This is a genomic window from Streptomyces speibonae (assembly GCF_984686075.1).
In genome coordinates this window covers 3,236,405-3,249,416 of the sequence record NZ_OZ480260.1, presented here as the reverse complement: position 1 = coordinate 3,249,416, position 13,012 = coordinate 3,236,405, and the positions used below count along the sequence as shown (strand labels likewise).

7 protein-coding genes are annotated in these 13,012 nt (G+C 74.1%); 6 read left to right on the top strand and 1 reads right to left on the bottom strand.

The features are described 5' to 3' along the window. Window positions 1–164 precede the first annotated feature (164 nt). Entirely contained in the window at window positions 165–1,871 is a 1,707-nt protein-coding gene (locus AC5L3C_RS14355; protein WP_493649349.1) for a glycerol-3-phosphate dehydrogenase/oxidase, read from the top strand. A 106-nt stretch (window positions 1,872–1,977) separates the two neighbouring features. Here AC5L3C_RS14355 and AC5L3C_RS14350 read toward each other — a convergent pair whose 3' ends face one another. Further along, window positions 1,978–3,021 carry a serine hydrolase domain-containing protein gene (locus AC5L3C_RS14350; protein WP_493649348.1) on the bottom strand — a complete coding sequence of 348 codons (1,044 nt, stop codon included), beginning with the start codon at window positions 3,019–3,021 and terminating at the stop codon, window positions 1,978–1,980. Between the two features lie 169 nt (window positions 3,022–3,190). On the opposite strand from AC5L3C_RS14350, the gene AC5L3C_RS14345 reads away from it, so the two are divergent. From AC5L3C_RS14345 to AC5L3C_RS14325, 5 genes are all read left to right on the top strand, one after another. After that, entirely contained in the window at window positions 3,191–5,275 is a 2,085-nt protein-coding gene (locus tag AC5L3C_RS14345; RefSeq protein WP_493649347.1) for a serine/threonine-protein kinase, read from the top strand. A 153-nt stretch (window positions 5,276–5,428) separates the two neighbouring features. Beyond that, window positions 5,429–7,945, top strand: a complete 2,517-nt coding sequence (locus AC5L3C_RS14340; RefSeq protein ID WP_493649346.1) for a serine/threonine kinase C-terminal domain-containing protein — start codon at window positions 5,429–5,431, stop codon at window positions 7,943–7,945. A gap of 198 nt (window positions 7,946–8,143) precedes the next feature. Next, the gene (locus AC5L3C_RS14335; protein ID WP_493649345.1) at window positions 8,144–9,781 is read left to right on the top strand and encodes a serine/threonine-protein kinase; all 1,638 of its coding nucleotides are present in this window, start codon (window positions 8,144–8,146) and stop codon (window positions 9,779–9,781) included. A gap of 81 nt (window positions 9,782–9,862) precedes the next feature. Continuing rightward, window positions 9,863–11,176 carry a serine/threonine-protein kinase gene (locus tag AC5L3C_RS14330; RefSeq protein WP_493649344.1) on the top strand — a complete coding sequence of 438 codons (1,314 nt, stop codon included), beginning with the start codon at window positions 9,863–9,865 and terminating at the stop codon, window positions 11,174–11,176. Window positions 11,177–11,267: 91 nt separating this feature from the next. Beyond that, window positions 11,268–12,917, top strand: a complete 1,650-nt coding sequence (locus tag AC5L3C_RS14325; RefSeq protein WP_493649343.1) for a serine/threonine-protein kinase — start codon at window positions 11,268–11,270, stop codon at window positions 12,915–12,917. Window positions 12,918–13,012: the final 95 nt, after the last annotated feature.

Sequence of the window (13,012 nt, the reverse complement as noted above, 5' to 3'; positions counted from 1 at the left end):
TTCCGGCAGGTGTTGTCCACAGGCTGTTTCGCAGGTGTTGTCCACAGGCTGGGGGTGCGTGGTGGCTGAAGTCGGGCAAGCCGGTCAGAATTTGGGCATGAGGGTGGGAGACCGGGCTTCGCCGGACGGGTGCGGCCGACGCGACCGATGAGCGGGAGGCAGCGGTGAGGACAGCGACACTGGGGCCGGCGCAGCGCGCCGAATCCCTCGCATCCATGGCCGAGCACGAGCTGGACGTGCTGGTCGTCGGCGCCGGCGTGGTGGGCGCGGGCACAGCGCTCGACGCCGCGACGCGCGGCCTGTCCACCGGCCTGGTCGAGGCCCGTGACTGGGCGTCCGGCACCTCCAGCAGGTCCAGCAAACTGATCCACGGCGGCCTGCGCTATCTGGAGATGCTCGACTTCGCCCTCGTGCGGGAGGCATTGAAGGAGCGCGGCCTGCTGCTGGAGAAGCTCGCCCCGCACCTCGTGCGGCCCGTGCCCTTCCTGTACCCGTTGCAGCACAAGGGCTGGGAGCGGCTGTACGCCGGGGCGGGCGTCGCGCTCTACGACGCCATGGCCATGACCCACGGGCACGGCCGGGGCCTGCCCCTGCACCGGCACCTGAGCCGCCGTCACGCCCTGCGGGTGGCGCCCTGCTTGAAGAAGGACGCCCTGACTGGGGCCCTCCAGTACTACGACGCCCAGATGGACGACGCCCGCTACGTGGCGACCCTCGTGCGCACGGCCGCGGCGTACGGCGCGCGGACCGCCAACCGCGCCCGGGTGACCGGGTTCCTGCGCGAGGGCGAGCGCGTCGTGGGCGCCCGGGTGCAGGACGTCGAGGGCGGCGGCGAGTACGAGGTCCGCGCCAAACAGGTGGTCAACGCCACCGGTGTGTGGACCGACGACACCCAGGCGATGGTCGGCGAGCGGGGCCAGTTCCACGTCCGGGCCTCCAAGGGGATCCACCTGGTCGTCCCCAAGGACCGCATCCACTCCACGACCGGGCTCATCCTGCGCACCGAGAAGTCGGTCCTGTTCGTCATACCCTGGGGCCGGCACTGGATCGTCGGCACCACGGACACCGACTGGGACCTCGACAAGGCCCACCCGGCCGCCTCCAGCGCCGACATCGACTATCTGCTCGAGCATGTGAACTCGGTCCTCGCGGTGCCCCTGACGAGGGACGACGTCGAAGGCGTGTACGCCGGCCTGCGGCCGCTGCTCGCCGGCGAGTCGGACGCCACGAGCAAGCTGTCCCGCGAGCACACCGTGGCCCACCCCGTGCCGGGACTGGTCGTGGTGGCGGGCGGCAAGTACACCACCTACCGGGTGATGGCCAAGGACGCGGTGGACGCGGCGGTGCACGGACTCGACATGCGCGTCGCCGACTGCGTCACCGAGGACACCCCGCTGGTGGGCGCCGAGGGCTATCACGCGCTGTGGAACGGGCGGGCCCGGACGGCCGCGCGCACTGGACTGCACCCGGTGCGGGTCGAACACCTGCTGCAGCGCTACGGCTCGCTGGCGGAGGAGGTCCTGGACCTCATCGCCTCGGATCCCTCGCTGGGCGCGCCGCTGCGCGCCGCCGACGACTATCTGCGCGCCGAGATCACCTACGCCGCCTCGCACGAGGGGGCGCGGCATCTCGACGACGTGATGACCCGGCGCACCCGCATCGCGATAGAGACGTTCGACCGGGGCGCGCGCAGCGCCCGGGAGGCCGCCGAGCTGATGGCGCCGGTGCTGGGCTGGGACAAGAGCCAGATCGAACGCGAGGTGCGGCACTACGAGAAGCGGGTGGAGGCCGAGCGGGAGTCCCAGCGGCAGCCCGACGACCTGACGGCGGACGCGGCGCGGCTGGGGGCACCGGACATCGTGCCGCTGTAGCCGGCGAGGCCGGGCGTCCGCCGTGGGAGAGCGGAGCCGGCCCGGCCGCCCCGCATCACTCGAACGGGTGACTGGAGGCGGGATCTTCGTTCGGGACCCGCTCGTTCTACTTGGTGCCAGGACAGAACTCGGCCGCGAGCACCGCGGACTCGAGACCGGGTTGTGTCACCGCGTCCGTGTTCACGCGGAAAGTGAGGACACGCCGGCCGTCGACCGTGGCTGCGGTGCGCACGTAGCTGCCGGAGATGCGCCCGCCGTGCCCCCAGACCGTGGTGCCGCACGGAAGCGTCACAGGAAACATGCCCATGCCGTACGAGCCGTGTGCGGTGCGGGTGTCGAGCATCTCGCCCAGCCGCCGCGGCGGCAGCAGTTCGCCGGCGAGGAGGGCCGAGTAGAAGCGGTCCAGATCGGCGAGGGTGGTCACCAGTTCGCCCGCGGCCCCGGCCACCCGCGGGTCGAGCCGGGTGACCTCTGTCCCGTCGGCGGTGTAGGAGCGGCCGTGCGGCAGCGGCAGGGAGGTGCGGGAGCCGGGGAAGGAGGTGCCGGTCAGGCCCAGCGGGGTGAGGATGCGGCGCTCGGTCTCGTCGGCGTAGGAGCGGCCGGTGACCTGTTCGACGACCAGGCCGAGCAGGACGTAGTTGGTGTTCGAGTAGGAGAAGCGGCCGCGGTCGGCCGGAGGGTGGGTGAGTGCGATGCGCACGGCTTGAAGAGGCGTCACCGGGACGACGCCGCGGGTGTCCGCGGTGAAGTCGGCGAGTCCGCTGGTGTGGGTGAGCAGGGACCGCAGGGTCAGCGCGCGGCCGTCGTGGCCCGCTCCCCGCACCAGACCGGGCAGATGCTCCTCGACGCTGTCGGACAGCGACAGGCGTTGCTCGTCGGCCAGTTGCAGCACGACCGTGGCGATGAACGTCTTGGTGATGCTGCCGGCGCGGAAGTGGTCGGCACGCCCGATGCCCGGTCCGGCCTCGGCGTAGCGCGAGCCCGTGCCGTCCAGCGCCAGCAGCGCCGCGGCCGGGGCGCCGCCCCGCGTGACCAGCAGCGGAAGGAGCGCGTCCGCCGACGGGGCGGCAGGGGCCGAGGATGCGGCCGGTGCCAGGGCGAGCAGGGCCACGGACACAGGAACGGCGAGTAGTGTCCGTAGCGGCGGCATCCGGATCCTTCCTTGTCGGGGCCCATCATGCAGGGCGGCGGAACGCGTCCTTCGACCGGGTGCCGCGGGCGCCGGCCCCGAGGCGCGGCGAGAGGCACCCTGGGCGTCGAGCACTTGTCGCGTGAGGGACAATGAAGGCTCTGTCAGGGCGGGTTGCATGAGGGGACGCATGTCGGAGGCGGAGCGGGCGGGGACATCCCGTCAGGACAAGAGCGCACGTCTCCTCGCCGGGCGGTACCGGCTGGGAGATGTGCTCGGCCGCGGCGGCATGGGGACGGTCTGGCGTGCCCAGGACGAAACCCTGGGCAGAACCGTCGCCGTCAAGGAACTCCGTTTTCCCTCCAGCATCGACGAGGAGGAGAAACGACGGCTCATCACACGGACGCTGCGTGAGGCCAAGGCCATCGCGCGGATCCGCAACACCAGCGCCGTCACCGTCTTCGACGTGGTGCAGGAGGACGACCGGCCCTGGATCGTGATGGAGCTCGTCGAGGGCAAGTCCCTCGCCGAGGTCATCCGGGAGGACGGCCTGCTGGAGCCGCGGCGTGCCGCCGAGGTCGGGCTCGCGGTGCTCGACGTGCTGCGGTCCGCGCACCGGGAGGGAATTCTGCACCGCGACGTGAAGCCGTCGAACGTGCTGATCGCCGACGACGGCCGGGTCGTGCTCACCGACTTCGGCATCGCCCAGGTCGAGGGCGACCCGTCCATCACGTCGACCGGCATGCTGGTCGGCGCCCCCTCCTACATCTCCCCGGAGCGGGCGCGCGGGCACAAGCCGGGACCGGCGGCCGACCTCTGGTCGCTGGGCGGCCTGTTGTACGCGGCGGTGGAGGGCACCCCGCCGTACGACAAGGGGTCCGCGATCGCGACGCTCACGGCGGTGATGACCGAGCCGCTCGAGGAGCCGAGGAACGCCGGACCGCTCACGGACGTCATCCAGGGTCTGCTCACCAAGGACCCCGCCCAGCGGCTCGACGACAGCGGCGCCCGGGCCATGCTGAACGCGGTCATCCACGCGCCCGAGCGCCGGGCGGAGGAGCCGGAGCCGGCGGACGCGACCAAGGTCGTGCCCCTGCCCGAGCAGCCCGGCGAGCGCGGCACCCGCGGCAAGCGGGGCGAGGAGGCGGGGGAGAAGCTGCGGGGCGCGCTGCGTTCCGTGCGCAAGGCCGCGGTGGCGGCGGGATCCGCCGGCGCAGCGGCGGCGGCACGCGCCAAGTCCGCCGCGGGCAACGCCCCTTCGGCGTCCCACGCGGCCACGCGGACCCGGGGCACGGCGGCGCGGACCCCCGGGGCATCCGCCGGCACGGCGGCCGCCGCGTCCCCCTCGGCCTCCGCACCCGCCTCCCCACCGGCCTCCCCACCCGTCACGAACCCGGCCGCGGCGCCCGGCGCCGCCGCGCCGGGGACCGCGCGGCAGCAGCCGCCGTCCGGCGGACGCAGTTCCGGATGGCCCGTGATGACCCCGCCGGACCTGCCGCCCAGGCCCGTGCCGCGGGCGTCGCTCACCGATGTGGTGCCGCGGCGGACGCTGGTCCTCATCGCGGTGGTCGTGGCCCTCGCCCTGCTCGGCATCGTCCTGGCCGTCGCGCTCAGCGGCGGGGACGACGAGGGCGGTACGAACGCCAAGGCCGGCGGCGACCGCACCGCCGCCGGTGAGGCCCCCAGCGCCGACACCAAGTCCGACGAGAGCGACGGCACCCGCACCGACGGCGAGGCGACCGGACCGGCGGAGAAGGAAACGGCCCCGGGCGCCGGCGAGAACACCGCGGGCGCGGGCGGCGGACCGGGGAAGGGGAAGTCGTCCGGCAACGGCGGCGGTACGTCGGCCGAGCAGACGTACCGGGGGAGCCAGGGGTACTCGATCGGGCTGCCCGAGGGGTGGAAGTACCGGTCGTCGGGGCCGGCCGGTGACCGGTTCACCGGGCCCGACGGGCAGAAGCTGCTGATCGGCTGGACGACCACGCCGAAGGACGACCCGGTGGCGGACTGGAAGAACCAGGAGCGCAGCATGGTGCGCTCCCAGTACCGGCGGATCCGTATCGAGGCGGTGGAGTACCGGGGCTGGAACACGGCGGACTGGGAGTTCACCTACGTGGAGGGCGGCACCAAGTACCGCTCCGTCGACCGGGGAACCGTCGTCGGCGACCGTCTCGGGTACGGGCTGATGTACACGGCGAAGGCCGCCGAGTGGGGCAGCGAACAGCGCAAGGACACCTGGCGGACCCTGACCGGGACATTCCGTCCGAAGTCCTGAGCATGAGCGGATCCCGGAATGGGGAGTCAGATGTGGCAAGCCCTCTCTGCGGGTTGCCTCCGGCACGTATCGTGAATGCTTGCGGACCGTACGAAGCCGCAACGGCCCGCAGGGCGAACGGAACTGACCGACCGTAGTGCCGGGGGAGGCATTGTGGACGACTACGCGGGACGGGTTCTCGCCGACCGCTACCGCCTGCCGCTGCCGCCCTCCGACGAGTACGAACTGACCGAGACCCGCGCCTTCGACACCTTCAGCGGGCAGGAGGTCCTGGTCAGGCAGGTTCCGCTGCCGGAGGTCGTCGAGGCCGAAGTGCTCGACGCCGAGGGGCTGCCCGACGGATTCACCGCCCGTGACGGCACCGCACGGCGCGGCGGAACGGGACCGGGCGCGGCCCGGACCACCCGACGGCCCGCCGACCCGGTGGTGCGGCGCGCCGTCGAGGCCGCGCAGGCGGCCGCCGCCCTTCCCGACCACCCGCGCCTGGACCAGGTCTTCGACGTCTTCGCCGAGGGCGGTTCGCTGTGGATCGTCAGTGAGCTCGTCGCCGCGCGTCCGCTGGCCGCGCTGCTCGCCGAGCAGCCGCTGTCCCCCTACCGGGCGGCGGAGGTCGCCTCCGACGTCCTGACGGCGCTGCGGGTGCTGCACTCCCACGGCTGGGTGCACCGCAACATCACCGCGCGCACCATCCTGGTCTGCGACGACGGCCGGGTCATGCTGACCGGTCTCGCCGTCGGGGCGGCCGAGGAGGCCCTGTGCGGTTACGACCCGGTGCCGGAGCGGGACGACGGCTCCGGCCCGGAGCGGCCCGGGGAAGCGCCCGGGGCGCCGGGACCGCCGGACCAGGCGCCGCCCGGGACGCCCGGCAGCGGGCAAGGCCTCTCCTGGCCGCCCGGCCTCACCGCCGCCACCGGCCCCGGCGCCGATCCCGACGCCGCGCGCAGGGCCGCCATCGAGGCACGGGCCGGCCGGCTGCCCGACGGCGGCGCGGACACCCCGGGCGGTCTCACGCCCGCCGCCGCCCCCAGGGCCCTCGACAGCGCGGGGGACGTGCGCGCCGCCCGGGCGGGCGCGATCGCCGCCTACCGGGCCGGTGCCCGGGCCGCCGCCCGGGTGCAGGAGGCCCAGCAGAGCAACCGCGCCGCCCTGCCCGGAGCCCGCCCCGCCCCCGAGGACGACGGACCGGCGCCCGCCGCGTCCCCGCCGGGCCGGATAGCCGACCCCTACGGCGTCGGCGCCACCGGCTGGAACGGCGCGGCGCCCGGCACCGGCGGCCCACCGGCCCTCGCCGAGGGGAGCGGACGTACGGCCCCCGGGGAAGCCGCGGACCCTACCGGACCCGGCGCCCTCGAAGCGGCGGCCGCCCCCGCCCCGCCGGCGCGCTGGGACGACCTCGTGGCGCAGGCCCCCGCGCGCCGCGGCCCCACCACCGCGCTGGCAGCCGAGCGGGCCCGGCAGGCACGGATGGCCGTCGTCGGACCGGTGACCGAGCGATGGGCGCCGGAGCAGGCCGGTCCCGTGCACGACAACTGGCAGCTGGCCGCGCCGATCGGACCCGCCACCGACCTGTGGGCGCTGGGCTCCATGCTGTTCCGGGCCGTCCAGGGACACGCGCCCTACCCGGAGGATTCGACGGCCGAGCTGGTGCAGATGGTGTGCGCCGAGCCGCCCGCGTTCGCCGAGGAGTGCGGTCCGCTCCGCCCGGTCGTGGAGTCGCTGCTGCGTCAGGACCCCACTGAGCGCCCCGAGTTCGAGGAGCTGCGCGGCTGGCTGCGCTCCCTGGTGCGCTCGGCGCCCGAGCCCGAGGCCGGCGTGCACGTCATAGCGGCACCCCCCGCCGCCGAGACCAGCCGGCTGCCGGTCATACGGCGCCGGGGCGAACTGGTGCGCAGGCGGCGGGCCGGGCTGCCCGCACACCACGGCCGTCACAAGCGGGCCAAGCAGGGCACGTCCCCGCGCCGGCTCGGCCGCACCCTGCTCCTGCTGGTGCTCCTCGCCATGGCGGCGGCCATCGCCTACGCGATGCTGTTCATGCCGAAGGCCGGTGAGGAGAACACGGGGGCGGGGACCCCCGACCGCACCGGCGCCGCCGGCGAGGTGAGCACCGCACCGAGCGAACCGGGCCCGGACGGGGAGGCGTCGAAACCGGCGGACGGCCCCGGCAAGAGCCCCGAGGAGTCCGCGGCCGCCGGCGAGACCCAGACCACCGGCCCCGAGGCCGCCGACGGCTTCACCCTGCGCAAGGACCCGGAGGGCTTCAGCGTCGCCGTCGCCGAGAACTGGCAGCGCACCGCGAAGAACGGCAGCGGGCAAGTCGTCTACTCCCGCGGCGGCTTCGAGCTGATCGTCGTACCCGGGCGGGACAGCGCCGACCGCTACGGCAGCGACCCCATGGCCTACCAGCGCGACGACGAGCGCGAACTCCAGCCCTACCGCGACTCCAGCTGGGCCACCTCCACCGGCCTGAAGACCATCGAGGTGGGCGGACGCACCATGGCCGAGGGCCAGTTCACCTGGACCGGCGACTCCGGCGACCTGTACGTGCGCAATCTCGCGGCGCTGATCGACGGGCGTTACCACGTGGTCCAGGTACGCGGACCGGAAGCCCAACGGGACGAGGTGACACGGCTGTACGAGCAGGCGGCGGCGACCTACCGTTACACCGGCTGAACCTACCGGCGGGTACGCGCATCTCCGCGCCCGCCTGGGGGAGATGGGGACGCGAACACGGGCGGCGGGGTTGCCTCCCGGGCGTGAACAGCGACATGCGTCACAGTGCGGTCTCCATGGCACGCCGTCGGTTCCCAGGAAGGGCGGCGGATACTTACTCTGACCCTGTCAAGACCATTGCGGGGCAACGTGAATCAGATGCAGGGCTCCCTCGTCGCGGGCCGGTACCGGCTCGGCGACACCATCGGGAGCGGTGGCATGGGCCGGGTGTGGCGCGCACACGACGAGGTGCTGCATCGTACGGTCGCCATCAAGGAACTGACGGCGGCACTCTACGTCTCCGACGGCGAACAGGCCAGGCTGCTGGCACGTACCCGCGCGGAGGCACGGGCGGCCGCGCGGATCAACCACTCCGCCGTCGTCACGGTGCACGACGTACTGGAGCACGACGGCCGTCCGTGGATCGTGATGGAGCTGGTCGAGGGGTACTCCCTCGCCGACGCGGTGAAGGAGCGGCACCGCATCGAGCCCCGCGAGGCCGCCCGCATCGGCCTGTGGGTGCTGCGCGCGCTGCGCGCCGCCCACGCCGCCGGCGTACTGCACCGCGACGTCAAGCCCGGCAACGTGCTCCTCGCCCGCGACGGGCGGGTGCTGCTCACCGACTTCGGCATAGCGCAGATCGACGGCGACACGGCCATCACCCGCACCGGCGAAGTCGTCGGCTCGGTCGACTACTTGGCGCCCGAGCGGGTCAGCGGCCACGTCCCCGGCCCGTCCTCCGACCTGTGGGCGCTCGGCGCGACGCTCTACACTGCGGTGGAGGGCCGGTCGCCGTTCCGCCGCACCTCGCCGCTGACGACCATGCAGGCGGTCGTCGAGGAGGAGGCCGAGGAACTGCTGCACGCCGGGCCGCTCGCCCCGGTCATCAGCGCACTTCTGCGCAAGGATCCGGCCACCCGGCCCGACGCCGCCGAGGCCGAGCAGATGCTCGCCGAGGCCGCCGAGGGACGCAGACCCCGCACGGCCCAGGAGTACGTGCCCACCCAGGCCGTCGACGCCTCCCCGCAGCAGTACGGAACCGGGTCGCAGACGCCGGTCACGGCCGCGCGCACGCCGTACCCGCAGGCCGACGGTGCCTCGGCCTCGGCCGCCCGGCAGCCCCACGGGGCACCCGCCGCCGCGCCGCGCCGGAAGATGCGCCTGCGGGGCTTCGTCCTCGCCGTCGCCCTGGCCGCCGTCGTCGGCGGCGCCACGGCGGTGGTGCTCCAGCAGCAGGAGGACCGCGACCGGAGCGGCGGCACCGCGGCCGGCCCGTCCGACGCCGCCCCGACGCCCACGAAGACGGGCGAGACCGACTCCACGGGCGCCCTGCCCGAGGGCTGGGTGCGGCGCGACGACCCCTTCGGCTTCAGCGTCGTCCTGCCCGGCGAGGACTGGGAGCGCACGGTGTTCGACGAGGCGACCGGGCAGGTCGACTACACGCCCGACGGCGGCGAGCACTTCCTGCGCATCGCCGTCGACGAGACCCCGGACTTCGACGACCCCTACGAGCACCTGCGCGATCTGGACCAGCAGACCGGCTCCCGCCTGGTCGACTACCAGCGGCTGGGGCTGCAACGCCTCACCTACCGCGACCGCGACGCCGGACGCCTCGAATACACCTGGACCGCGATGGCCAAGGACACGCGGTTCCCCGGTCCGCGCCGGGCCGTCGACCAGATGTACCTCTCGCGCGACGGCGTCGAGTACGCGATCTACATGTCCGCACCGGCCGCCGACTGGGACACCGCCCGCGAACAGTTCCGGACCATCCTCCGGGGGTGGCGCGAGTCCTGACGCCGCGGCAGGGGCGAACGCGCGCCGCTTGGCCGAATCGCCGTACCGGAGCGGACGCATCCGGTGGGGCATGATGGGCCCATGGTGACCGAGGGGGAGCCGGAGAACGGGACCGAACGGCATGGTGCCCGAGTCATCGCGGGCCGGTACCGGCTGGACGCGCGGATCGGGCGCGGCGGCATGGGCGTGGTCTGGCGGGCCACCGACCAACTGCTCGGACGCGGCGTCGCCGTGAAGGAACTCCCCTTCGACGAGACGCTGTCCGCGGCCGAGGCCCGGCGCCGGCGGGACCGCACCCTGCGCGAGGCGCGCGCCCTCGCCCAGCTGAGCCACCCGAACATCATCGTCGTCCACGACGTCGTCGAGGACGACGAACGCCCCTACATCGTCCTGGAGCTGATCGAAGGGCCCTCCCTGGCCGACCGCATCGCCGAACAGGGCCCGGTCGACGCGGCGGAGGCCGCGCGGATCGGCGTGGACCTGCTCGGCGCGCTGCGCGCCGCCCACACCTCGGGTGTGCTGCACCGCGACCTCAAGCCCGCCAACGTGCTGCTCGAGGACGGCACCGACCGGGTGCTGCTCACCGACTTCGGCATCGCCCAGGTGTCCGGCTCCACCACGCTCACCGAGACCGGCTCCTTCGTGGGCTCCCCCGAGTACACCGCGCCCGAGCGGATGTCCGGCGCGCGGACGGGCCCGGAGTCCGACCTGTGGTCGCTGGGCGCGCTGCTCTGCGCGGCGCTCAGCGGCGAGTCGCCGTTCCGGCGCGACTCACTGAGCGGGGTGCTGCACGCGGTCGTGGTCGACGAGATCCGGCCGCCCGCCGAGGCCGCGCCGATCCTGCCCGTCGTCCTCGGCCTGCTGGAACGCGACCCGGACCGACGGCTGGACGCGGACCGGGCCGAACGGATGCTGCGCGCGTTCCTCGCGACCGGCCGCACCCCCCGCACGGCGCCCCTGGAGCCGCTGCCCCCGGACCGCGACCTGCCCCGCCGGCGCTTCCCGGCCCGGCGGACGGACACCGCGGCGCCGGCCGTCCCTGGGGAGCGTCCCGTGCGGCGCCAGCCCACGAAGGGTGTGCTGGTGGCCGCGCTGGCGGTCGCCGCGATGGCCGGCGCGGGCGTGTCCGCGGCGGCGCTGCTCCTGCAGGACCGCGGCGGCGACGGCGGCGGTACGCCGACGAGCACGGCGCCGGAGACACCCGCCGGCCAGTCGCCCGCCCCCGGACCCCGGCCGCCCTCGACCCCCGCCGCCACGACCACCGCCCCGCAGCGGACCCTGCCGTCGGAGTCCGGCTCCGCACCGACATCGGCCGCACCGACATCGGCCACGCCGGCGACGACCGGCCCCTCGGTGTCGCGTTCCTCACCCGCGACCGGCACCAAAGGGACATAAAAGGTAGATAAGTTCCGGCGCGGGTCACGGCTCTGTGACCGGTGGGCGTCCGCGGTGGATACGCGGCGGTCTCGCGCGATATGGATGGACCATGAGCAGCAACGGGGGAGCCCGCAACGGGGCCGACGAGCCAACCAGTTTTGGTCTGCAACCGCCGAACCCGCATCCCTCCACGGGGGTGCCGCACCCCGGCAACCCCTACGCGGCGCCGACCCAGGTCGTTCCGGAGCAGCCCCCGGCGGCCGATCCCGGGGCGGGCCGGCTGATCGCCGGACGCTACCGGCTGCTCGCCAAGCTCGGCCACGGCGGCATGGGCACGGTGTGGCGGGCCAAGGACGAGACGGTGGACCGCGAGGTCGCCGTCAAGGAGCCGCGCGTCCCGGACCATCTTCCCGAGCGTGAACGTGCCAACGCCTTCGAGCGGATGCGCCGCGAAGCCCGCGCCGCCGCCCGGCTCGACCACCCGGCGGTGGTCAACGTCCACGACGTCGCGGTCGTGGACGGCCGGCCGTGGATCGTGATGGAACTGGTCCAGGGCCGCTCCCTGGGCGCCGTGCTCCAGGAGGAGGGCACCCTCTCCGCGCGCGAGGCCGCCCGGGTCGGCCTGGAGGTGCTCGGCGCGCTGGAGGCCGCCCACGCCGCGGGCATCCTGCACCGGGACGTCAAGCCGGACAACGTGCTGCTCGGCCGGCACGACCGGGTCGTCCTGACCGACTTCGGCATCGCCCAGATCGAGGGCGAGACCAACCTCACCGACACCGGCGGCTTCGTCGGTTCGCCCGAGTACATCGCGCCGGAGCGGGTGCTGGGCCAGCGCCCCGGCCCCGCCTCCGACCTGTGGTCGCTCGGTGTGGTGCTGTACGCGGCGACGGAGGGCGTCTCGCCGTTCCGCCGCAGCAACACCCCCGCCACCCTCCAGTCCGTCCTCAACGCCACGCCGGCACCGCCCGCCTCCGCCCAGGGCCCGCTCGCCGAGATCATCACCGCGCTGCTGCAGAAGGACCCGGCGCGCCGGCCGAACGCGGCACAGGTCCGCGCCGTGCTGGAGGCGGCCGCGAACCCGCCGCCTGCGCAGCCCACGCAGGTGGCCCCGGTGGTGGTGCCCGGCCAGGGCGGCAAGGGCATCCGGATCGGCCGCAGGACCCTGATCGGTCTCGGCGCGGCGGTGGTCGCGGGAGCGGTGGCAGTGTACTTCGCGGTCGCGAACCCATTCGCGGGCCCGCTGCCCGACGGCTGGAAGACGCACGACCTCGGCGACCGGCCGGGCATGTCGGTCGCCGTGCCCGAGTCCTTCGTGAAGGACAAGCAGGCCGAGGACTCGGACGGCACGGTCGTCTCCTTCACCGACCCCAGCGGCATGGTGCGCGTCGAGACCAACCGCGACCTCAAGTCGGAGGACAAGAACGGCGACCTCGAGGCGTCGGCGGCGGAGGAGGCCTTCGCGCACTGGGACGAACTCAAGGACGGCGAGTACGGCTGGGGCATCGCCGACACCCCGGCGCCGGAGGGACAGCCGCGCGAGACCACGTACAAGGAGCACGACGCCGCCACCAACACCATCGTCTACACGACGACCGGAACACCGACCCTGGTGCGCGAGGCGCAGGTCATGTACTACCGGAACAAGGACGGCGACATGTACCGGCTCTGGATCGTCTACCCGGGCAAGGGCTACTTCGCCGAGGAGGGCCGGAGGATCGCCCGCACGGTCTTCGACAGCTGGGACGTCCACACGCTCTGAACTGCGGGGCCGGCCGATCGTCAACGCCCTGATCAGGGGCTTCGTTGCCAGCGTTCACTGGCGTTGTGTGAGCCCTGCGCGAATCTGTTACCGAC

Excerpts from the sequence above, each read along its gene's own strand:
- AC5L3C_RS14350 (WP_493649348.1), bottom strand. The coding sequence starts at position 3,021 with ATGCCGCCGCTACGGACACTACTCGCCGTTCCTGTGTCCGTGGCCCTG.
- AC5L3C_RS14330 (WP_493649344.1), top strand. The coding sequence starts at position 9,863 with ATGGTGACCGAGGGGGAGCCGGAGAACGGGACCGAACGGCATGGTGCC.
- AC5L3C_RS14345 (WP_493649347.1), top strand. The coding sequence starts at position 3,191 with ATGTCGGAGGCGGAGCGGGCGGGGACATCCCGTCAGGACAAGAGCGCA.
- AC5L3C_RS14325 (WP_493649343.1), top strand. The coding sequence starts at position 11,268 with ATGAGCAGCAACGGGGGAGCCCGCAACGGGGCCGACGAGCCAACCAGT.
- AC5L3C_RS14335 (WP_493649345.1), top strand. The coding sequence starts at position 8,144 with ATGCAGGGCTCCCTCGTCGCGGGCCGGTACCGGCTCGGCGACACCATC.